Source organism: Halopseudomonas oceani, assembly GCF_963677335.1.
GTDB classification, from domain to species: Bacteria; Pseudomonadota; Gammaproteobacteria; order Pseudomonadales; family Pseudomonadaceae; genus Halopseudomonas; species Halopseudomonas oceani.
On record NZ_OY781932.1, the window covers coordinates 4046486 to 4068674 of the forward strand.

Below are 22189 nucleotides of genomic sequence, written 5' to 3' on the forward strand. Positions count from 1 at the left end.
CGCTTGTAGCTTGAGGTTTGAAGCTGACGCCCTTCCAAGAGTAGAGAGATAATGACGACCAACGCCCCCATCAGCTTCGAGTTCTTCCCGACCAAGACCGAGGCCGGCCACGAAAAACTGCTCGCCACCGCCCAGACCCTGGCGGCGGCAAGCCCTGAATTCTTTTCCGTCACCTACGGTGCCGGCGGCTCCACCCGCGACGGTACCCGCCGCACCGTACTGCAGCTGGACGGCGACGTGAACGTCCCGACCGCGCCGCACCTGTCCTGCGTCGGCGACTCGCGCGACGATCTGCGCTCCCTGATCAACGACTACCGCGCCAACGGCATCAAGCGCATCGTTGCCCTGCGCGGCGATCTGCCCTCCGGTATGGGCCACGCCAGCGGCGAGCTGCGCTACGCCAACGAGCTGGTCGAGTTCATCCGCGCCGAAACCGGCGACCACTTCACCATCGAAGTCGCTGCCTACCCGGAGTCGCACCCGCAGGCGCCGAACTTCGAAACCGATCTGCAGAACTTTATCCGCAAGGCCCGCGCCGGTGCCGACAGCGCGATTACCCAGTACTTCTTCAACGCCGACTGCTACTTCCACTTCGTGGATCGGGTACGCCAGGCCGGGCTCGATATCCCGATCATTCCGGGCATCATGCCGATCACCAACTACACCAAGCTGGCACGTTTCTCCGACGCCTGCGGTGCCGAGATTCCACGCTGGATCCGCAAGCAGCTGGAAGCCTACGGGGACGACAGTGACAGCATCAGCGCCTTCGGTACCGAGGTAATCAGCCAGCTGTGTGAACGCCTGCTGGACGGCGGCGCGCCCGGCCTGCACTTCTACACGCTGAACCAGGCCGAGCCCTGCCTCGCAGTGCTACGCAACCTGCACAGCGGTCGCTAAGCCGAAAGGGTTGCTGGCGCCCCCGGCAACCCGGTCATGCGAGCGCGCGCAAAGCGCGCTAGACTGCGGCCATGAAATGGATTCCCTACCTGCTCGCGGCAATGCTGGGGTTGCTGACCACCCCGCTCGGGGCTACCCCCCTGAAGATCGTCAGTGAGCCCTGGCCACCCTATGTTTTTCTCGAGAACGGAGCCCCGTGCGGCGCCGACCTTGAGGTGAGCGATCACCTGCTGCGCGAGCTGGGTTACCAGCCGCAATGGCGCATGATGCCGTGGAAGCGTGCCCAGTACGAAGTGCTCAATGGCAGTGCCGACGCCATTCTCGACATTGCAATCACCCCCGAGCGGCTGCAGCAATACCATTTCCCGGATGAGCCGCTGTCGCTGAGCGAAACCGTGCTGTTCTACCACAACACCCACCCCCACCCTTTCAACTCGCTCGAAGACCTGCGCGGCCTGCGTATCGGCGTATCGGCGGGCTACAGCTACAGCAATCCCGAGTTCATGCAGGCCGACTTTTTCAGCCGCAAACTGGCTCCTTCCATCGAAGCGAACCTGCTGATGCTGCAGCACGGCCGGGTAGATCTGGCCGTGGTCAACCGCCGGGCCGGGCTCTACACCCTGCACAATCTCAATCTGGATGAGCAGATCAGCTATAACCCCAAACCGCTGAGCAGCGGCAATGTCTATCTGGCCTTCCAGCGCCAGCCAGCGATGGCGCAGCTGGCAGAGCGATTCAGCTCAGCACTGCGCCAATTCAAGCAGACCGCCGAGTATCGCAGCCTGCTGGCGCGCTACGGACTGAACTAGCCTGCACGGCGTAAAGCTCGGCTATATGCGTCAGGGCCCTTTCTGTTATACTCGCGTCGCTTCAGGAAGCACTGAACAACTCCGCATGCTCTCCGGCCTTCCGATCAACTGCGCAACAGGCGCAAACTCGAAGGCCTGCCGAGACCAGTCAAACAGCCGCCACGCAGAGAGCGGCCTGTAACGACGGTCAGACAGGGCGGGCGCTCAACCACATATCCGCTGTTTTGCATTGATGTCCGGGTATCCCCGCTCACCAGCACTAAACGGCAGTGGTTTTGAACCCTCGTAGCGCGCGTGCAAGTCAGGCACTGCTTCCTTTCATTCCAGGCCGCACGAACAAGCGGCAGCCGCAAGGTGCCAAGCACCCATGCCCGCTGCCCTCTGCCCGTTCGCATCGGCCATCACAGGGTTATTCTGAATGTCCTTTGCCTCCTTGGGCCTGTCGGACGCGTTGGTACGCGCCGTGGCAGCCACTGGTTACACCACGCCCACCCCGGTTCAGCTGCAAGCGATTCCGGCTGTTCTCGAAGGCCGCGACCTGATGGTTGCGGCGCAAACCGGTACTGGCAAGACCGCCGGTTTTGCACTTCCAGTCATTGAACGTCTGTTCCCCGCTGGCGAGCCCGCCGGCAAGCGCCCCGGCGCCAAGCAAGTCCGCGTCCTGGTGCTGACCCCGACCCGCGAGCTGGCCGCTCAGGTGCACGACAGTATCCGTGCCTATGCTGCCGAGCTGCCGCTCAAGTCCACCTGCATCTTCGGTGGCGTTGGTGCCAACCCGCAGATGAAAGCCATCGCCCCCGGCCTCGACATCCTGGTTGCCTGCCCCGGTCGCCTGCTCGACCTGGTTGGCCAGAAGGCTGTCGATCTATCGAAGGTAGAAGTGCTGGTGCTCGACGAAGCCGACCGCATGCTCGACATGGGCTTCGTCCATGACGTCAAGAAAGTCATTGCCAAGCTGCCGGCCAAGCGCCAGAACCTGCTGTTCTCCGCGACCTTCTCGAAAGACATCACCGACCTGGCCAACAAGCTACTCGACAACCCGGCACGCATCGAAGTGACGCCGCCGAACACCACCGTCGAGCGCATCAATCAAAAGGTCTACCGCGTTGCCGCTGGCCACAAGCGCGCATTGGTCGCCCACCTGATTACTCAGGGTGCCTGGGAGCAGGTGCTGATCTTCACCCGCACCAAACACGGAGCCAACCGCTTGGCCGAGTACCTGGTCAAGAACGGCCTGCCGGCTGCAGCGATTCATGGCAACAAGAGCCAGAGCGCACGCACCAAGGCACTAGCCGACTTCAAGGCCAACACCCTGCGCATTCTGGTTGCTACCGATATCGCCGCCCGCGGCCTGGACATCGACCAGCTGCCCCACGTGATCAATTTCGAACTGCCCAACGTGTCGGAAGACTACGTCCACCGTATTGGCCGCACCGGCCGCGCTGGTCGCAGCGGCGAAGCGGTATCGCTGGTCAGCCCGGACGAAGACAAGCTGTTGCGCGCGATCGAGCGCATGACCAAGCAACGCATCGAGGAAGGCACGCTTGAGGGCTTCGAGCCGCCTGCCCAGGCTGAGCTGAACAGCGACCGTCCCGAACGTCCGGAGCGCGGCGAGCGCCCGCGTGGCCAGAACCCACGGAACAGCAACAGCGGCGCGCGCAACAACCGCAGCCAGGGCAGTCAAGGCAGCAAGCGCAACGGCCAAAGCAAGCCTCAGGGTCAGGGCCAGAGCCAGGGCGCGCGTGCGAACGCCGGCAATGCAGGCAACGGCGGCAAGGGTGGCAGTGCAGGTAACGGCCAGCCACGCGGTCAGCGTCGTGACGAACGCCTGCGCGGCGAACAACGCCCGCAGCGCCCACGTGCTGCCGGCCAGCCGCGTGTGATGCCCGGCATTCATGCCCCGGAAGATCCGGTTGCAATTGAACGCCGTCGTCAGGCCCTCGGCAACCGTATTGAGCCGGAGGTCGAAGAACGTAAACCGGCCAAAGGCAAACCGGGTGGCCGCCCGCAGCGCGAAAAACCGGCACTGCTCGGCCCACGCTGATGCGGACACGAAACGGGGGCCATGTGCCCCCGTTTTTTTGTGCGTCGATCACGTCCCATGTCATCCACGCTGCACAGCTGCTTCGCCAAGAGCTATAGTCCTCAGACGCACCACTTACACAAGGACTGTTTCATGACTCTGCCGCGGCTCGCACTAATCAGCACCCTCACCCTCGCCACAACCGCACTGCACGCACAGCCTCTCAGCACCACACCGGAACCCGGTCTGTGGATCAGCGAGAGCAGCACAATGATCAACGGTATGGATATGCAGGCCCGCATGCGCGAGATGCGCGAGAACATGCTCAAAAGCCTGCCACCCGAGCAGCGCGCCATGGCCGAAGAGATGCTTGGCACTGACGGTCAGGTTGGCGAGCGCCAATGCATCACTGCCGAAACCGCACAAACCCTGACCGACCCCGAAGCGCTGCTGCGTGATGCTCAGGAAAACATGCCCCGCTGCCAGCTGACCATCGCCCAGTCCGCTGACGATGCCCTGAAGTTTACTGGTCACTGCGCCGATCCCGACGGATTCACCGGCGACCTGAACGGCAGTATCGAAATGATCTCCAGCACCGAGATGCGCTCTACCTTCAACGGCCAGGGTAGCTACGCTCTGCCGGCCGGGCTGCTCAGCCAGGGCGCTGAGGCCGGCGACGGTGAAGTTACCCTGACTCACCAGCAGGTCAGCCGCTGGCAGTCGGCCGACTGCGGCGACGCACCGGCTTACTGATCCCTACCGAGTCTTGCGCTGTTTCACACCGAAACAGCGCAAGACTCGCCTGCCTGCTCTGCGCGCGGTATTCTGCTCAGCCCGGCACCCGCCGGGACCGCGCAGCAACAGGGAGCGTACATGCCTGCAGCCAACCAAGATGGTGCCAACAGCTGCCGCGGCCGCCTGGTCGCGGTTGTGTTCGCCTTCCTGATCTGGGGCGGCTGGGCGCTGGTGGCCAACTGGCACAGCGACCCCACCCACGCACTGATGGCCGGCCTGCTGCAAGGCACCTTCAGCGGCATCCTCACCCTGCTGATGGCCATGGCCGTCACCACACTGTTTCGCCGCCTGCCGGATAATCCACTGCGCATGCTGCTGCCGGCGCTGCTGATCGTCAGCGTGAGCTTCACCCTGCTCTACCTGCTGCACAGCTGGCATCAGACACCCGCGCTCTGGCAGACCATCATTCCTCCGAGCAGCATGGCCTTCGCCTACTGCCTGTTTCTCAGCGTCCGCCTGCATCGCGAGGCCTGCGCACTCACCCTCAACAACGAGACACCATGACCAGCAATCGCCGCCCACTGAAGATCCGCGATCAGCGGATCATGAACCGCTTCGCCGCCTGGCTCAGCCAGCGCAGCGTTACCCCCAATCAGATTTCCGTACTCAGTGTGATCTGCGCACTGGCCGGCGCGGCCGCGCTGGTCTGGTCCGGCCAGCAGGTGGGCGGCGAGCGCTCGATCTGGCTGATCGTCGCCGCCCTGTGCATTCAGCTGCGCCTGTTGTGCAACCTGTTCGACGGCATGGTGGCAATGGAAGGCGGCAAGCAGACACCGGCAGGCGAGCTGTTCAATGATGTCCCGGACCGCATCGCCGACCCGCTGCTGATCGTCGCCTGCGGCTTCGCCCTGCCCGGCTTCGAGTCGGCTCAATGGCTGGCCTGGCTCGGCGCGCTACTGGCCGTGATGACCGCCTATGTGCGCGTACTGGGCGTCTCGCTCGGCTTGCCTGCCGACTTTCGCGGCCCCATGGCCAAACAGCAGCGCATGGCCTTGCTGACTGGTGCCTGCGTACTGTCTGCATTTGACCCACTGTGGCAGCAACCGGGCCTGATTCTCTGGGTCAGCCTGATCATCATTGCGATCGGCAGTGGCTTGACCGTTCTGCGCCGGCTGATCGGCGCCTATCTGCGACTGGAACGCCGGGGGATTGAATAATGGATATCGGCCTGCCTTTCATGCTTGACCTGACACCCAACACCCTGACCGCCATGCTGGTAGTGGTCGCGATGCTGGTCATCGCCAGCATTACGCAGGTGCTGTTGCGCCCGCGATTGAGTGACGACGGTTACCTGGAACTGAAGCAGCGCATCAACTCCTGGTGGGTAATGGTCGGCGTGGTATTTACCGCACTGATGATCGGCCCCACCGCCTCACTGGTCTTCTTCACCATCCTCAGCTTCATCGCCCTGCGCGAGTTCTTCTCGATTCTGCCGGTACGCGTGACCGACCGCCGGCTGATTCTCGCGCTCTATCTCGCGGTACCACTGCAGTACTACTGGGTGGGGCTTGGCTGGTACGGGATGTTCATCATCTTCATTCCCGTCTACCTGTTCCTGCTGATTCCCTTCGGCCTGCTGATGCTGGGTGAAACCAAGGGCTTTATCCGCGCCGTAGGTTCCTATCAGTGGGCAACCATGACCACCGTCTTCGCCATTAGCCATGTCGCCTATCTGCTAATGCTACCAGCGGAGGAAAACCCGGCGGGCGGTGGCGTCGGGCTGGTGATCTATCTGGTATTCCTGACCCAGTTCAACGATGTGGCCCAGTACATCTGGGGCAAGAAGTTCGGCAACCGCAAGATTGTCCCGGCGATCAGCCCGAACAAGACCTGGGCCGGCTTTCTTGGCGGGGTTGCCACCACCACCCTGTTTGGCGCGGTTCTGGCTCCCTGGCTGACGCCACTCGGCTGGGGCCTTGGCCTGGCTGCGGGCCTGCTGATCGGTCTGGCCGGCTTCATCGGCGACCTGACCGTATCGGCGGTCAAGCGCGACCTGCGGATCAAGGACACCAGCCAGCTGATCCCGGGTCATGGCGGCATTCTCGACCGCATCGACAGCCTGATGTACACCGCGCCGCTGTTCTTCCATTTCCTCGTCTACACCACTTACTGAGGCCGCCATGTCCGTCATCAAGCGCCTGCCCAAACAGCTGTTCTTTCTACTGGTCGTCAAGCCAGTGGTGTACCTGCTGCTCGGCTTGAACATCTACAACAAGCAACGCCTGCCCAGCCACGGCCCGGCGATCCTGGCGGCCAACCACAACAGCCACCTGGATACCCTGGTGCTGATGGCCCTCTACCCGCTCGGCGAGCTGCACCGGGTACGCCCGGTGGCGGCAGCGGATTACTTCCTGCGTAACCGCTTCACCAGCTGGCTGTCGCTGAATTTGATCGGCATCATCCCACTCGACCGACAAGGTCAGGTCGACAAGGATCAAGTCTTCGAACAGTGCCAGCAGGCGCTGGCTGACGGTCAGATTCTGCTGCTGTTCCCCGAGGGCAGCCGCGGCGACCCCGAGCAGCTGCAGCCGCTACGCAAGGGTGTCTACCACCTCGCCCGCAGCCACGCCGGCACTCAGGTCGTCCCCATCGCCATGCACGGCCTCGGGCGCGCACTGCCCAAGGGCGGCTCGATGATCGTACCGTTCAACGCCGATGTGGTGATTGGTGAAGCACTGCTGCCTGGCGACGACAGCAACGCCTTCATGCAGGACCTGCAAACCTCGCTGGAAACCCTGCTGGCACAGTGCATTACCAAACGGGATGCGCGCTGGGAGGATGAGTAAGCCGCGTCCACGGTGGCAGCGGCGCGCCGCCCTGCCACCCGTGAGCAGCTAGAGAAGGACGGGCTTGGTAACCCGATCCACCAGATAGACCAGACTGTGATAGTCCACGCCGCTATGGCTGGACAGCCCGATCTCGCAGGTACGGCTGGTTGATACCCCCTCGCTGCAATGCTGCACCACCGGCTTCAGCGTGCGCAGTGCATGATCATTCAGCTCGGGCAGGTTGAAGCCCTTATCGCCAGCAAAGCCGCAGCAGTGAATCCCTTCCGGCACCACTACATTGCTGCTGCAGCGCCTGGCGATCTCGATCAGCGCCTGCCCCTCGCCCAGATGCTGGGTACTGCAGGTTACGTGCACCGCTACCGCCCCGGTCTGGGGAGTGAACTCCAGCCGCTGGAACAGATGGGTGCGGATAAAGCGCACCGGATCAAAGATATCCAACCCATCGGCCTCGCCATTGACCAGACTCAGCGTACATGGGCTGGTGTCGCAGTAGATCGGATCCTGACCGTTGCGGCTAGCCTCGCGCAGCGCTGCAAGCAGCTCGTTGCGCTTGGCCTCGGCCTGCTCGGGATAGCCCTTGGAGGCAAACGGCTGTCCGCAGCACAACCCGTCGAGCTGCGCCGGCAGCACCACTTCATATCCTGCTTTCTCAAGCAGTGCCCGAGTCTTGTCGATCAGCGGCATCTGCTCGCCGTCGCTACGCGCCGGCCCCATGCTGCGCGAGATACAGGCCGGCAGGTAGACCACCCGCGGCTTGCCGCTTTGCCATTGATCGGGCGGCGGAATCAGTTTGACCGGCTGCGGCAGTGCCGGCGTCCAGCTCGGCAGGCGCGCACCAGACAGCTTGCGAGCGCCCTCGCTCCAGCGCTGCAGACGCGGTGCACCAAGCAGGCGGTGGGCCAAATCTGCGGCGCGCAGGGTAAACCGCACCCCCTTGAGTGCGCCGGCAAAGTGCTTGGCTAGCCAGGCGGCGCGATCCGGGTATGCCGCTTGCGAGGCGCGCAGCTCTCGCACCAGATCACCGGTGTTAATGCCCACCGGGCAGCGCTCGGCGCACAAGCCGGTCGCGGCGCAGCTGTCGATGCCCTGGTATTGGTAGGCTGCTTCCAGCTCACGGGTATCGATACCCGCGCGTTTTTTGGCCTGAATATCGCGCCAGATGACGATGCGCTGGCGCGGCGTCAGGGTCAGGCCGTTGCTCGGGCAGACCGGTTCACAAAAGCCGCACTCGATGCACTTGTCGACGATGTCGTTCGCTGCCGGCAGCGGCTTGAGGTTTTTCAGGTGAATCTGCGGGTCATCGGACAGCACCACGTCCGGGTTGAGAATGCCCTGCGGGTCGAGCAGCCGCTTGATTCGCCACATCAACTGATAGGCATCACTGCCCCATTCCTGCTCGACGAACGGCGCCATATTGCGGCCGGTGCCATGCTCGGCCTTCAGTGAGCCGCCGAATTCGACCGCGACCAGCTCGGCGACATCGCCCATGAAGGCTTCATAACGGGCGACCTGCGCCGGGTCCTCAAACCCTTGGGTAAAGACAAAGTGCAGGTTGCCCTCCAGCGCGTGGCCAAAGATGATCGCCTCGTCGTAACCATGCTTCTCGAACAGCGCGATCAGCCGGTGCACGCCCGCAGCCAATTGCTCCACCGGGAACGTAACGTCTTCGATAATCACCGTGGTTCCGGTCGCGCGCACCGCACCGACTGCCGGGAAGGTGCCCTTGCGGATCGCCCACAGCTGACCGGAGACCGCCGGATCTTCGGTGAAGTCAACCTGCTGCTCGACCGGGAACGGGGCCAGCGCCGTGCGGATCTGCGCCAGTTGCTCGTGCAGCAGCGACTGACTGGCGGCGCGCGACTCGATCAACAGCGCGCAGGCGCCGTCCGACAGCGCGGCGACCCAGTCCGGCAGGCCCGGCTGGTTCTGCACCGAGCGCAGACTGCGGCGATCCAGCAGCTCCACCGCAGCCACCGGCTGCTGCTTGAGCACCGGTACCGCACGGCAGCAGGTATCCACGTCCGGGAACACGATCAGCGCACTGGCTTTGTGCGGGTATTCGGGCACGGTGTTGTAGGTCACCGAGCTGATAAAGCCGAGCGTCCCCTCCGAGCCGACCATCAGGTGGGTGAGGATATCCAGCGGATCATCGAAATCGACCAGCGCGTTGAGCGACAGCCCCGTGGTGTTCTTCAGCCGATACTTGTGACGAATACGCTCTGCCAGCGCCGTGTTGGCGCGGGTTTCGCGCCCCAGTTCGGCCAACTGCTCAAGCAGCGCAGCATGACTCTGGCGAAACGCCGCCACACCACGCTCGTCTTCGCTGTCCAGCACGGTGCCATCGGCCAGCACCAGGCGCATACCGGCCAGCGTCTGGTAGCTGTTCTGAGCCGTGCCGCAGCACATCCCACTGGCGTTATTGGCGACGATGCCGCCGATCTTGCAAGCGTTGATCGAGGCCGGGTCCGGGCCAATCTTGCGCCCCAACGGTGCCAGCACGGCGTTTGCCTGCGCGCCGATTACGCCGGGCTGCAGGCGAATCTGGTTGCCACCATCGCGGATCTCGCGGCCGTTCCAGTAGTCGCCCAGCACAACCAATACCGAATCGCTGATCGCCTGCCCAGACAGACTCGTTCCCGCCGCCCGGAAGGTAACCGGCACCTGATAGCGCGCGGCCAGATGCAGCAGCCGCACCACCTCAGCCTCTGACTCGACCCGCACCACCAGCTTGGGAATCAGTCGGTAAAAGCTGGCGTCGGTGCCAAACGCCAGGGTCGACAGCGGGTCGTCGAACAGACGCTCGGGCGGAATCAGGCGACGGGCGCCGGTCAGAAAGTCGGCAGGCAGGCTCATGCTATCTCCGTATTATTGGCTCAAATGCTGCAGTTCACGCACCAGCAGATCGGCGTTGATCTCGCTGATGGATTTGGCGCCAGTCAGCACCATTGCCACCCGCATCTCTTTTTCAATCAGCTCCAGCAGGTTGGTCACGCCAGCCTGCCCATCAGCCGCCAGCGCGTAGATAAAGGCGCGGCCGAGCATGGTGCAGTCGGCGCCCAGCGCCAGCATGCGCACCACGTCCAAACCGGTACGGATGCCGGAGTCGACCAGAATCTTCAGATCGCCCTTCACCGCATCGGCAATCGGCGGCAACGCGCGGGCACTGGACAGCACACCGTCCAACTGACGACCGCCGTGGTTGGAGACGATAATGCCGTCAGCACCGAAGCGGACCGCATCGCGGGCGTCTTCCGGGTCGAGGATGCCCTTGATCACCATCGGGCCGTCCCAGAAATCACGAATCCACTGCAAGTCCTTCCAGGAAATGGAGGCGTCGAAGTTGGCACCCAGCCAGCCCATGTAGTCTTCCAGACCGGTTGGGTTGCCGCGATAGGCGGAGATATTGCCCAGGTCGTGGGGCTTGCCGAGCAAGCCTACATCAAAGGCCCAGCGCGGGTGCATTACCGCCTGCAGGTAACGACGCATCGCCGCATTCGGACCGCTCATACCCGAGTGCGCGTCACGATAGCGCGCACCGGGCACCGGCATGTCGACGGTGAACACCAGAGTGGTGACGCCCGCTGCCTTGGCGCGCTCCAGCGCATTCTTCATGAATCCGCGATCCTTCAACACGTAGAGCTGGAACCACATGGGACGGCTGATCGCCGGTGCGACTTCTTCAATCGGGCAGACCGAGACGGTCGACAGGGTGAAGGGAATACCCTTGTCAGCCGCTGCGCACGCCGCCTGCACTTCACCACGACGGGCGTACATGCCGGTCAGGCCGACCGGTGACAGCGCTACCGGCATGCTCAGGGTTTCATCGAACAGACGGGTTTCCAGGCTCAGCTCCGACATGTTCTTCAGCACCCGCTGCCGCAGGGCAATACCGGCCAGATCCTCGACGTTCTTCTTCAACGTGTGCTCGGCGTAGGCCCCACCGTCGATATAGTGAAACAGGAACGGAGGCAGTCGGCGCTGGGCGGCGGCGCGGTAATCGGTCGAGGCAGAAATGATCATCAGCAAATTCTCATCGGTTCTTCAACGGGCAACGCCCCGGCAGCCAGGGACGGGGCGCGAGCAGTCAACACATCAGCCAGCCATCAGCGGATCGCTGACACCCAGCACATAGGCAGCAAACAGTGCAATCAGGCCAGTCATCAGCACATAGTACAGCGTCGGCCAGACAGTCCGGCGCAGGGTGGTGCCCTCACGGCCGAGCAGGCCCACAGTCGCCGAGGCGGCAACCACGTTGTGGATCGCCACCATGTTGCCGGCAGCAGCCCCCACGGCCTGCACCGCCACGATCAACGCGGTCGACAGGCCAAGGTTGCTGGCCACGCCAAACTGAAACTGGCTGAACATCATGTTCGAGACGGTATTGGAGCCCGCGAGGAACGCGCCCAATGCACCGATGGTCGGCGCCAGCAACGGGTAGATGCCACCGACGCTGTCGGCCACATAACGGGCCATCAGAATCGGCATGCTTGGCAGATCTGCCGCGTTCACACCGGAGTTGATCAGAATACGCACCATCGGCACGGTAAACAGCAATACGAAACCGGCACTCAGCAGCACGCCACCGGACTCACCAAGCGCCTTGCCCAGCTCGCGCACTTTCATGCGATGCAGGAAGAAGGTCGCGATCACCACCATGACCAGAATGCCGCCCGGCAGATACAGCGGCTGCACACCCCCACTCACGCCCGGCTCACCCAGGATGTCGGTAAAGTTGATCGCCACCGACTTGAACGCGGCGCTGACCTCAGGGAACACCCGACTGATCACCAGCAGCACACCGACCAGCAGGTAGGGCAGCCAGGCGCGGAAGCTGCTCATCGGGCGCGCAGTCAACTCTTCCAGCTTCATCTCGACCGTGCCCATCCAGGCCTCCGGCCAGCTGTCGCGGGGCGCAAAGTCCCAGTGACGCTTGGGTACCAGAAAACCGAGACGGGCGGCGGTGGTCACCACTGCCAGACCGACCAGACCACCGATCAAAGACGGAAACTCGGGGCCGAGCAGCACACCGCTGATGAGATAGGGGATAGTCATCGACAGGCCGGCAAACAGGGCAAACGGCAGCACCTCGAATACCGCGCGCCAGCTCTTGTCCTTGCCGAAGAAGCGCACCAGCATGATGACCATAACCAGCGGCATGACCGTACCGACCAGCGCATGCACGATGGCTACCTGGCTGGTGATCAGCTGCAGGTAGGCGTCCCAGCTAGAGCCGCTGGCCGCCAACTGCTCGCCAATCACGGCGTGATCCAGGCCGGTGTTCACACCGACAATGATCGGCGTACCGACCGCACCAAAGGACACCGGCGTGCTCTGTACCAGCATGCCCATCAGCACCGCAGCCATCGCCGGGAAGCCGATCGCCACTAGCAACGGCGCGGCAATCGCTGCCGGCGTACCGAAGCCGGAGGCGCCTTCGATAAAGCAGCCAAACAACCAGGCGATGATGATTGCCTGAATGCGGCGGTCAGGGCTGATGGTGGTAAAGCCGGCACGAATCGCGGTAATGCCACCAGAATGCTTGAGGGTGTTCAGCAGCAGAATCGCGCCAAAAATGATCCACAGCACCCCCACGGTGACAACCAGACCCTGCAGGGTCGACGCCAGCACCCGGTTAAAACTCATATCCCAGACAAACAGCGCAATCCCGGCGCTGAGCAGATACACCAGCGGCATGGCGCGACGCGCCGGCCAACGTAGACCGATCAGCAGCACGCCTGCTAGCAGGATCGGGGCAAAGGCCATGAAGGCAAGAAAACCGGAAGACATGGAGCGCTCCTGTACTTGTTATTGGCGGTCGAGCACCAATTGGTAATACCAATTTACAAAAATGGATGACCAGATTAAAAAAGCACCAGAGGCATGTCAAACCCGCAGCGCTATACTTTGGTATAGATCAGTCCTTACGGGTTGCCTGTAAAGGTCATGCTGGTTACCCTCTTCAGGCGATTGGTCAGACCAAAGGAACAACAATGGAAGTAGGTCAGATTCGGCAGCGCAGACTGTCCGACAATATCGTTGAGCAACTGGAAACCATGATTCTTGAGGGCACACTGCAGCCAGGGCAGCGCCTGCCGGCTGAGCGCGCGCTGGCCGAACAGTTCGGCGTATCCCGCCCGTCGCTGCGCGAGGCAGTACAGAAACTGGTCGCCAAGGGCTTGCTGATCAGCCGCCAGGGCGGCGGCAACTATGTCAGCGATTCACTCGGTTCAAGCTTCAGCGATCCACTGCTCAGCCTGCTCGAAGGTCATCCGGAAGCGCACCGAGACCTGCTGGAGTTCCGCCACACGCTGGAAGCCGACTGCGCCTATTACGCCGCGCTGCGCGCTACCGACCTGGACCGCCGGCACCTGCAGAGCGCCTTTGACGCCCTGCAGGCCTGCTACGCCCGCGAGGGCAAGGCGTCACGCGCCGAGGAAGGCGCCGCCGACGCGCGCTTTCACCTGGCCATTGCCGAAGCCAGCCACAACCTGGTGCTGCTGCACACCATTCGCGGCCTGTTCGACCTGCTCAAACGCAATGTGGTAACCAATATCGGCGGCATGTATGCGCTACGCAGCGAAACCCGGCGGATGCTGGTAGCGCAGCATCAGGCGCTGTTCGACGCCATCATGCAGGGCCGCGCCGACGATGCCAGACGCATCGCCAGCGAGCACATCAGCTACGTGCAGGACGTGCTAGAAGAGCGGGAAGAGGAAAGCAGACGACTGGCCCGCGCGCAAAGACGCGAGCGGCCGATCAGTCGCTGAGCCAGTCAGCGAACACCTCGCTGTTGTGCTCGCCCAGCAGCGGCGGCGGGCGCCGGTAGTCAACCGGTGTGCGCGACAGTCTGATCGGGTTGGCGACCAGATCCACCTCACCGGCCAGCGGATGGGCCATGCGGATACGCGTACCCCGCGCCTGCACCTGCGGATCGGCAAACACCTGCGCCAGATCATTGATCGGCCCGCTGGGTACGCCCGCCTGCTCCAGCGCCGCAATCCACTCAGCAGTCGTGCGAAATACCGTCACCTGGCGAATCAGCTGAATCAGCTCGGCGCGGTTGGCAACCCGAGCAGCGTTGCTGACAAAGCGCGGATCAGTCGCCCACTCCGGGTGCCCCGCCACTTCGCAGAACTTGCGGAACTGGCCGTCGTTACCCACCGTCAGGATGAAGTCGCCATCGGCGGTCGGGAAATCCTGATACGGGACGATGTTCGGATGAGCGTTGCCCAGCCGCCTGGGCGGCACGCCAGTGGTGAGATAGTTCAGCGCCTGGTTACCGAGGCAGGCGATCTGCACATCCAGCAGCGCCAGATCGATGTACTGGCCCTGGCCGCTGCGCTCGCGCTCAGCCAATGCGGCGAGAATGGCATTGCTGGCGTACAGCCCGGTGAGGATATCGGTCAGCGCTACGCCGACCTTGACCGGCCCTGCGCCCTCTTCCTCATCGGCCTTGCCGGTGATACTCATCAGGCCACCCATGGCCTGAATCATGAAGTCATAGCCTGCGCGTTTGGCATACGGCCCCTGCTGACCGAAACCGGTCACCGAGCAGTAGATCAAACGCGGATTGAGCGCCTGCAGGCTCTGGCAATCCAGCCCATAGGCCGCCAGCCCGCCAACCTTGAAGTTCTCGATCAGCACATCTGCGCGCTGCACCAGCGCACGCACCTGCTGCTGCCCCTCGGGCTGGGTAAAGTCGATGGTAATCGAGCGTTTGTTGCGGTTGGCCGACAGAAAGTACGCCGCCTCGGAGGTGTCACGCCCATCCGCGTCGCGCAGATACGGCGGCCCCCAGGCACGGGTGTCGTCACCCGCCCCCGGCCGTTCGACCTTGACCACATCCGCCCCCAGATCCGCCAGCATCTGCCCGGCCCAGGGGCCAGCCAGCACACGGGAGAGATCGAGAACGCGCAAACCGGATAATGCACTCATGTCGTGAGCTCCAAGCTTCAAGCGGCAAGCTACAAGCCACAAGCTGGCCGTGCGGAATACGAAAATAAGGGGACTAGCGGTACGCCAATGCAGCGTGAGGAAAACGCGACAAGCCGACCCAACTCGGAACGGCTTGTCGCTTGCAGCTTAAAGCTTGCAGCTGCCTTAAGGCGTTAGAAAAACGCCTGAAGGCCGGTCTGCGCACGGCCGAGGATCAGCGCGTGAACGTCGTGGGTACCTTCATAGGTGTTAACCACTTCCAGGTTGACCACGTGACGGATAACACCGTACTCGTCGGAGATACCGTTACCACCCAGCATGTCACGAGCAACGCGGGCGATGTCCAGCGACTTGCCGCAGGAGTTGCGCTTCATGATCGAGGTGATTTCCACCGCAGCAGTGCCCTCATCCTTCATGCGGCCTAGGCGCAGGCAGCCTTGCAGCGCCAGGGTGATTTCGGTCTGCATGTCAGCCAGCTTCTTCTGTACCAGCTGAGTCTGCGCCAGCGGACGACCAAACTGCAGACGATCCAGAGTGTACTGACGAGCGGTGTGCCAGCAGAACTCGGCCGCACCCAGCGCGCCCCAGGAGATACCGTAACGGGCAGAGTTCAGACAGGTGAACGGACCTTTCAGACCGGTCACGTGCGGCAGCATGTTTTCTTCCGGAACGAACACATCGTCCATCACGATTTCACCGGTGATGGAGGTACGCAGACCAACCTTGCCCTTGATCGCCGGCGCGCTCAGACCTTTCCAGCCTTTTTCCAGAATGAAGCCACGGATGACGTCGTCGTCGGTTTTTGCCCAGACCACGAACACGTCAGCGATGGGGCTGTTGGTGATCCACATCTTGGCACCCTTGAGCAGGTAACCGCCCTCGGTCTTGCGTGCACGGGTGACCATGGAGCCCGGGTCGGAGCCGTGGTTCGGCTCGGTCAGACCGAAGCAGCCGATAAACTCACCACTGGCCAGCTTGGGCAGATACTTCTGCTTCTGCTCCTCAGAACCGAATTCGTTGATCGGCACCATCACCAGCGAGGACTGCACGCTCATCATCGAGCGGTAGCCGGAGTCAACGCGCTCAACTTCACGCGCGATCAGGCCGTAGCAGACATAGTTCAGCCCGCTTCCGCCGTACTCGGTCGGAATGGTTGCACCCAGCAGGCCCAGCTCGCCCATTTCACGGAAGATTTCCACGTCGGTCTGCTCGTTGCGGAACGAGTTCAGCACCCGCGGCATGAGTTTGTCCTGGCAGTACTGGCGTGCACTGTCACGCACCATGCGCTCTTCTTCAGTCAGTTGCTGATCCAGCAGCAGCGGATCTTCCCAGTTGAAACTTGCCTTGGATGCGGCCATGAGCTCTCCGATATTCGTTTTATTGGTGATCGGGTTCCACAGGGGAACCGTAAGATATCAGCGACTCTACGCACAGAGAACACCACAAACAAGCGCCTTTTATGCAGTCACTTGTGCTAAATTGGAACTCCGACAGAAAAACATAGCGATAAGCCGCAAGCTTCAAGCTGCAAGCCACCCCAGCTCCGCGCACGGACAGCTTGCCGCTTGATACTTATAGCTTATAGCCGCTCCGAAGGAGCCCCATGCGTCGCAAAATACCGCCAACCCAGGCCCTGGTCTGCTTTGAGTCCTCTGCCCGTCACGAGAGCTTCACCAAGGCCGCCGAAGAGCTGTCATTGACCCAAAGCGCTGTGTGCCGGCAGATCGCCAACCTAGAGGCCTTTCTCGACATCCAGTTGTTTCGCCGCACCCGTCGCGGGGTCAAGCTGACCGACGCAGGGCAGATCTACAGCCGTCGCATCGCCAGCCGGCTGGATGCTGTCGAGCGCGACACCCTGTCAGTCATGGGCAACCAGGGCACCGCCACGCTGGAGTTGGCCCTGGTCCCCACGTTCGGCACCCAGTGGCTGCTGCCACGGCTCAGTCACTTCCTGCGCCAGCATCCGCAGATTACCGTCAACCTGACTAACCGCACACGGCCGTTCCTGTTTGCCGATACCGAATTCGACGCCGCTATCTACTTCGGCGACGGCGACTGGTCGGGTACCCAGACGCACTATCTGATGCCCGAGGCCCCTATCCCCGTCTGCAGCCCGATGCTGATCGCACCCGCCAACGAGTTGACACCCGACGACATCGCACAACTGCCACTGCTGCAGCAGACCACCCGGCCCTACGCCTGGCGCCAGTGGTTCGCCGCCGCCGATATGCGCGTCGAGCACGACCTCAACGGCACCCGGCTAGAGCTGTTCTCGATGCTCGCGCAAGCGGCGATGCACGGCATGGGTGTCGCGCTGATCCCGCCATTTCTGATCCGCCAGGAGCTGGCCGACGGCCGCCTGATCAGCCCGTGCCCGCGCAGTTTCGAAACCGACAACGGCTATTACCTGGTCATCCCCGAGCGCAAGGCCGAGTCTGCTGCGTTACTGGCGTTTCGCGACTGGATCCTGCAGCAGGCGCAGGCCTGGGTTAAGGAAGCGGCAAGCCTCAAGCTGTAAGCCGCAAGCAGGATCGCCTGGGCGGCGGCTTCCTGAGAGTTTCCATAGCGTCGAGCCGCTCTCTCAGCGAGAAGCCCCCCCCCCCTGCGATAGAGCTCTGCGCTGATGCGGTAGGGTGGAGTAAGCCAACGGCGTCTCCACCGGAGGCGGCAGCAAACCCGCCGTAGCCCGTGAACACACTCCGCGCTTAAACACTGGCGGAGACGCTGCGCTTACTTCGCCCTACAGGCTTGCCGCTTGCGGCTAAAAAAAGGGGCCCGAAGGCCCCTGAAGCACACATGAACTAGCTAACGCGGTTACTGGCGAACGCCTTCGACAGTAATGATCAGGTCGACGGTTTCAGACGCCGGCCCAAGGTTGTAAGTGATACCGAAATCGGCCAACTTCAGCGTAGTGGTCGCGTCAAAGCCGGCGCGATAACCACCCCAGGGATCATCACCTTCACCGATAAAGTGCGCATCCAGCACCACCGGCTTGGTCACGCCGTTGAGGGTCAGATCGCCGGTCACCTTGGCGGTATCGTCACTGGTCATCTCGATGCCGGTGGAAGCAAAGGTGGCAGCGCCGTGCTCGTCAACGTTCAGGAAGTCGGCGCTGCGGATGTGCTTGTCGCGCTCGGCGTGGTTGGTGTCCACGCTGGCGGTGTTCAGCGTGACGTTGACGCTGCTGGCCTCGGGCTTGGCAGCGTCCCAGCTGAAGGTGCCGTCGAAGTCGTTGAAGCGGCCGTAGATCCAGCTGTAACCCAGGTGGCTGATCTTGAAGTTGACCGAGGCGTGCTGCCCCTGCTTGTCGATCTGGTAGTCCGCAGCCTGCGCCAGGCCACCTGCCATCATCAAACCACCAAGGGTGGCTGCAACCATCAGTTTCTTCATTTGCCATTCTCCGTCGAGTTGCGCAGCCGCATGCCGAGCATGCGCCGCAGAGTATTGTCCTTGTCGATCAGGTGATGCTTAAGTGCCCCCAGCGCGTGCAGCCCGGCGAGCCCCAGCAGTCCAAGCGCGAGCCAATAGTGCACGGCACCTGCCCGATCAGCCTGTTCCGGCAAGCCGGTGATCAGCGCCGGCACCTCGAACCAACCAAACAGGCTGACACCGCTGCCCTTGGCGGTCGAGATCAGATAGCCGCTGATCACAATGATCAGCATAGCGGCGTACATCAGCCACTGCGCAGTGCCTGCTGCCATACGCTCGACGCGCGAGTGAGTGGGCAACGCTGCCGGCGCCGGAGACAACCAGCGCCACAGCAGACGAACCAGCAACAGAGCCGCAAACACCAGGCCTATGCTCTTGTGCCAGAACGGCGCGCTGGTGTACCAGGGGCTGTAATAGTTAAGGCTGGTCATCCACAGACCAACAGCAGCAAGCCCTACGACCATCACCGCCATTACCCAGTGCAGGCTCGTTGCCAGCCAACCGAATCTGTCCTTGCTGTTACGCCACTGCATAATCACCTCACCTGCGATGGGCGCCATAATCCCATCGACTGAATAAGATAAAAAGCGCAAAAATTGGTTCCCACCAAACAGATTTCTCGATATTTCAACCTGGCAGTATGCTTTGTTTTCGCCACGAAAAGGTGCCCTGCGGAGATCAGGGGCAATGCGAAAGAACACTATGTGAAGGGCGTTCCGAGTACTCAGATAATGGAGTGTGCACCCGGGGTTCATCCCGTTTACGCGGGCGAGTAGCGCAGGATTGGCAGGAAAAAGGACGGTAGCCTGTTTGAGGCTCGAAGAGCCGAGTTCTGCCGGCCCCTGCCAAGCCGAGCAACGCAGCGAACCCGAAGGGCCGCGTAGCCGGGTGCCGGGGGGGATCGCCAAGGGGGGCTGGGCAAGCAGCCCCCCCTTGGCTCGCCGTGGAGGCGAAAAGCTGGCTTGGTACCAGCGCAAAAAATGCATCTCCAATTACGTGGTGATAAACCACAAAAAAACCTCCCGAAGGAGGTTCTTTCAATGCTGATATCGCGAATTAGAAAAACAGTCGCTTGAGTTCATGGCCCGGATCGTTGCCACGCATGAAAGCCTCGCCGACCAGAAACCCGTAGACGTCATGGGCCAGCATCAACTCCACATCTGCACGATGCAGAATGCCGCTCTCGGTCACCAGCGTCTTGTTACGCGGAATCTGCGGAATCAGCTCAAGAGTCGTGTCCAACGTCACCTCGAAGGTGTGCAGGTTACGGTTGTTGATGCCGATCAGCGGGGTATCCAGCTTGAGGCCGCGTTCCAGCTCGGCGGCATCGTGCACCTCGACCAGCACATCCAGGCCGTGTTGCTTTGCGGTCGCCGCCAACTCGCCCATCTGCACGTCGTCCAGGCAAGCCGCGATCAACAGCACGCAGTCAGCCCCCAGGGCGCGGGCTTCGACGACCTGATACGGGTCAACCATAAAGTCCTTACGGATCACCGGCAGTGAACAGGCCGCACGGGCCTGCTGCAGGTAATCGTCGTGCCCCTGAAAGAAGTCGACATCGGTCAGCACCGACAGGCAAACCGCACCGCCCGCCTCGTAGCTGGCCGCAATTTCGGCTGGATGAAAGTCCTCGCGCAGCACGCCCTTGCTCGGTGACGCCTTCTTGATCTCGGCAATCACCCCCGGGCGGCGCGCGGCAGCAGCGGCCTGAATGGCCTTGGCGAAGCCACGGGTGGGCGATGCGGCCGCTACGAGCTGCTCCAGCTCGGCCAGGCTGCGCTGCTGGAGACGTTCTGCCACTTCCTCGTGCTTGCGCGCGACGATGTTTTGCAAGATGGTCGGCACGCTCATTGTGCTGCTTCCTCCCGGAACACCTCGGTGAAGGCGATAAGTTCGTTGAGTTTTTCCCGCGCCAGCCCTGAGTAAAGGGCATCAGAGGCGAGCTGGACGCCTTCAAGCAGACTGGTCGCATGATCTGCCGCGTACAACGCCGCACCGGCGTTGAGAATGATGATATCGGCCGCTTTTTCACCGGCCTCGGTTTCGCGCTTGCCGAGCGCATCGCGGATCAGCTTGAGCGAGGCCGCCGCGTCATCGACTGTCAGACCAATCAACGAGCGGCTCTTGATGCCGAGTTCTTCCGGGCTGACGTCGTACTCGCGCACTTCGCCGTCTTTCAGCTCGGCAATGTGGTTGGTCGCCGCCAGACTCAGTTCGTCCAGCCCATCCTTGGAGTGCACCACCAGCACGTGCTCGCTGCCGAGACGCTTGAGCACCTCGGCAATCGGCCGGCACAGCGCTTCGGTGAACACACCGATGACCTGATGCTTGACCCCGGCCGGATTGGTCATCGGGCCAAGCATGTTGAAGATGGTGCGCATGCCCAGTTCGCGGCGCGGGCCAATGGCGTGCTTCATGGCGCCGTGATGGGCCGGCGCAAACATGAAGCCGACACCGACGCTTTCAACACAGCGGGCAACCTGCTCGGGCGTCAGGTTGAGGTTTACGCCCGCCGCTTCCAGCAGATCGGCGCTGCCGCTCTTGCCGGATACCGCGCGGTTGCCGTGCTTGGCGACCTTGCCGCCAGCAGCAGCCACCACCAGCGCGGCGGCGGTCGACACATTGAAGATATTGGCGCCGTCGCCGCCGGTGCCGCAGGTGTCGACCAGGCGTTCAGCGTTGATCTGCACCCCGGAAGCCAGCTCGCGCATAACCATGGCCGCGCCGGTAATTTCGTCGAGGGTTTCGCTCTTCATGCGCAGGGCGACCAGAAAGCCGCCGATCTGTGCGTCTGTGCACTGGCCGGTCATGATCTGGCGCATGACATCCTGCATTTCCTCGGTGGACAGATCCAGTTGATCGACCACCTTGCCGAGGGCTGTCTTGATATCCATACCGTCTCTCCTGGCTGGTCAGCGGCGCAGGCCGCCCTGCTGCTTGAGGAAGTTTGCGAGCATCTCATGCCCCTGCTCGGACAGGATCGACTCGGGGTGGAACTGCACGCCCTCGATCATGTATTCGCGGTGGCGTACACCCATGATTTCGTCAACGCTGCCGTCTTCATGCTGGGTCCAGGCGGTCAGCTCCAGGCAGTCGGGCAGCGTATCGCGGCTGATTACCAGCGAGTGATAGCGGGTCACGGTTAGCGGGTTATTGAGGCCGGCAAACACGCCCAGGCCTTCGTGATACACCGGGCTGGTCTTGCCGTGCATGACCTGACGGGCACGCACCACATCACCGCCGAAAGCCTGACCGATACTCTGGTGGCCAAGGCAAATGCCGAGGATCGGCAGCTTGCCGGCAAAGTGCTTGAGCACCGGCACCGAGACACCCGCTTCGTTGGGCGTGCACGGACCGGGCGAGACGACGATGCGCTCGGGGTTGAGGGCTTCGATCTCGGCGACGGTCAGTTCGTCGTTGCGCACCACCTTGACGTCGGCACCCAGCTCGCCGAGGTACTGCACCACGTTGTAGGTAAAGGAGTCGTAGTTATCGATCATCAGCAGCATGGC

At 62.4% G+C, this 22189-nt stretch carries 20 protein-coding genes; 10 read left to right on the top strand and 10 right to left on the bottom strand.

Annotated features, from left to right (window positions below; all coding sequences use genetic code 11):
* Window positions 1-51: 51 nt before the first annotated feature.
* From metF to ACKPCU_RS18790, 8 genes are all read left to right on the top strand, one after another.
* Window positions 52-897 carry a methylenetetrahydrofolate reductase [NAD(P)H] gene (gene metF, locus ACKPCU_RS18755; protein WP_321349023.1) on the top strand — a complete coding sequence of 282 codons (846 nt, stop codon included), beginning with the start codon at window positions 52-54 and terminating at the stop codon, window positions 895-897.
* A 71-nt stretch (window positions 898-968) separates the two neighbouring features.
* On the top strand, window positions 969-1706 hold the full coding sequence (locus tag ACKPCU_RS18760) for a substrate-binding periplasmic protein (RefSeq protein ID WP_104738730.1): 738 nt from the start codon (window positions 969-971) through the stop codon (window positions 1704-1706).
* 418 nt (window positions 1707-2124) lie between these two features.
* Complete coding sequence (locus ACKPCU_RS18765; RefSeq protein WP_321349024.1) at window positions 2125-3750, top strand: DEAD/DEAH box helicase; 1626 nt, start codon at window positions 2125-2127, stop codon at window positions 3748-3750.
* A gap of 132 nt (window positions 3751-3882) precedes the next feature.
* Window positions 3883-4482 carry a DUF3617 family protein gene (locus ACKPCU_RS18770; protein ID WP_321349025.1) on the top strand — a complete coding sequence of 200 codons (600 nt, stop codon included), beginning with the start codon at window positions 3883-3885 and terminating at the stop codon, window positions 4480-4482.
* A 120-nt stretch (window positions 4483-4602) separates the two neighbouring features.
* The gene (locus ACKPCU_RS18775) at window positions 4603-5028 is read left to right on the top strand and encodes a hypothetical protein (protein WP_321349026.1); all 426 of its coding nucleotides are present in this window, start codon (window positions 4603-4605) and stop codon (window positions 5026-5028) included.
* Complete coding sequence (locus tag ACKPCU_RS18780; protein WP_321349027.1) at window positions 5025-5681, top strand: CDP-alcohol phosphatidyltransferase family protein; 657 nt, start codon at window positions 5025-5027, stop codon at window positions 5679-5681. Before ACKPCU_RS18775 ends, ACKPCU_RS18780 begins: the two co-directional genes overlap by 4 nt.
* A complete protein-coding gene (locus ACKPCU_RS18785) occupies window positions 5681-6637 on the top strand; it encodes a phosphatidate cytidylyltransferase (RefSeq protein WP_211287134.1) in 957 nt (318 codons plus the stop codon). The genes ACKPCU_RS18780 and ACKPCU_RS18785 overlap by 1 nt, the downstream gene beginning before the upstream one ends.
* A gap of 7 nt (window positions 6638-6644) precedes the next feature.
* Entirely contained in the window at window positions 6645-7310 is a 666-nt protein-coding gene (locus ACKPCU_RS18790; protein WP_321349028.1) for a lysophospholipid acyltransferase family protein, read from the top strand.
* 48 nt (window positions 7311-7358) lie between these two features.
* Here the strand turns inward: ACKPCU_RS18790 and ACKPCU_RS18795 are convergent, their stop codons facing one another.
* The 3 genes from ACKPCU_RS18795 to ACKPCU_RS18805 all read right to left on the bottom strand — a co-directional run bounded on the left by ACKPCU_RS18795 (window position 7359) and on the right by ACKPCU_RS18805 (window position 13100).
* Entirely contained in the window at window positions 7359-10166 is a 2808-nt protein-coding gene (locus ACKPCU_RS18795; protein ID WP_321349029.1) for an FAD-binding and (Fe-S)-binding domain-containing protein, read from the bottom strand.
* Between the two features lie 12 nt (window positions 10167-10178).
* Window positions 10179-11333, bottom strand: a complete 1155-nt coding sequence (gene lldD, locus ACKPCU_RS18800) for an FMN-dependent L-lactate dehydrogenase LldD (RefSeq protein WP_104738721.1) — start codon at window positions 11331-11333, stop codon at window positions 10179-10181.
* 72 nt (window positions 11334-11405) lie between these two features.
* Complete coding sequence (locus ACKPCU_RS18805; RefSeq protein ID WP_104738720.1) at window positions 11406-13100, bottom strand: L-lactate permease; 1695 nt, start codon at window positions 13098-13100, stop codon at window positions 11406-11408.
* A gap of 203 nt (window positions 13101-13303) precedes the next feature.
* Here ACKPCU_RS18805 and ACKPCU_RS18810 point away from each other — a divergent pair, with 203 nt between their 5' ends.
* On the top strand, window positions 13304-14080 hold the full coding sequence (locus tag ACKPCU_RS18810) for a GntR family transcriptional regulator (RefSeq protein WP_321349030.1): 777 nt from the start codon (window positions 13304-13306) through the stop codon (window positions 14078-14080).
* On the opposite strand, the gene ACKPCU_RS18815 is transcribed toward ACKPCU_RS18810, so the two are convergent.
* Both ACKPCU_RS18815 and ACKPCU_RS18820 read right to left on the bottom strand, forming a co-directional pair.
* A complete protein-coding gene (locus ACKPCU_RS18815; protein ID WP_321349031.1) occupies window positions 14070-15248 on the bottom strand; it encodes a CaiB/BaiF CoA transferase family protein in 1179 nt (392 codons plus the stop codon). The two genes, ACKPCU_RS18810 and ACKPCU_RS18815, sit on opposite strands and share 11 nt — an antisense overlap.
* A 173-nt stretch (window positions 15249-15421) precedes the next feature.
* Entirely contained in the window at window positions 15422-16606 is a 1185-nt protein-coding gene (locus tag ACKPCU_RS18820; protein WP_321349032.1) for an acyl-CoA dehydrogenase, read from the bottom strand.
* A 245-nt stretch (window positions 16607-16851) separates the two neighbouring features.
* Here ACKPCU_RS18820 and ACKPCU_RS18825 point away from each other — a divergent pair, with 245 nt between their 5' ends.
* Entirely contained in the window at window positions 16852-17766 is a 915-nt protein-coding gene (locus ACKPCU_RS18825; protein ID WP_321349033.1) for a LysR family transcriptional regulator, read from the top strand.
* Window positions 17767-18062: 296 nt separating this feature from the next.
* On the opposite strand, the gene ACKPCU_RS18830 is transcribed toward ACKPCU_RS18825, so the two are convergent.
* The 5 genes from ACKPCU_RS18830 to ACKPCU_RS18850 form a co-directional block, all read right to left on the bottom strand.
* On the bottom strand, window positions 18063-18638 hold the full coding sequence (locus ACKPCU_RS18830) for a YceI family protein (protein WP_321349034.1): 576 nt from the start codon (window positions 18636-18638) through the stop codon (window positions 18063-18065).
* On the bottom strand, window positions 18635-19210 hold the full coding sequence (locus ACKPCU_RS18835) for a cytochrome b (protein WP_321349035.1): 576 nt from the start codon (window positions 19208-19210) through the stop codon (window positions 18635-18637). Before ACKPCU_RS18835 ends, ACKPCU_RS18830 begins: the two co-directional genes overlap by 4 nt.
* Window positions 19211-19733: 523 nt before the next feature.
* Window positions 19734-20528: an indole-3-glycerol phosphate synthase TrpC gene (gene trpC, locus ACKPCU_RS18840; protein ID WP_321349036.1), complete on the bottom strand. Its 795-nt coding sequence runs from the start codon at window positions 20526-20528 to the stop codon at window positions 19734-19736.
* Window positions 20525-21571 (bottom strand): anthranilate phosphoribosyltransferase, encoded by a 1047-nt coding sequence (trpD, locus tag ACKPCU_RS18845; protein ID WP_321349037.1) that lies wholly within the window; start codon window positions 21569-21571, stop codon window positions 20525-20527. Before trpD ends, trpC begins: the two co-directional genes overlap by 4 nt.
* 18 nt (window positions 21572-21589) lie before the next feature.
* Complete coding sequence (locus tag ACKPCU_RS18850) at window positions 21590-22186, bottom strand: aminodeoxychorismate/anthranilate synthase component II (protein ID WP_118128914.1); 597 nt, start codon at window positions 22184-22186, stop codon at window positions 21590-21592.
* Between the last annotated feature and the right edge of the window lie 3 nt (window positions 22187-22189).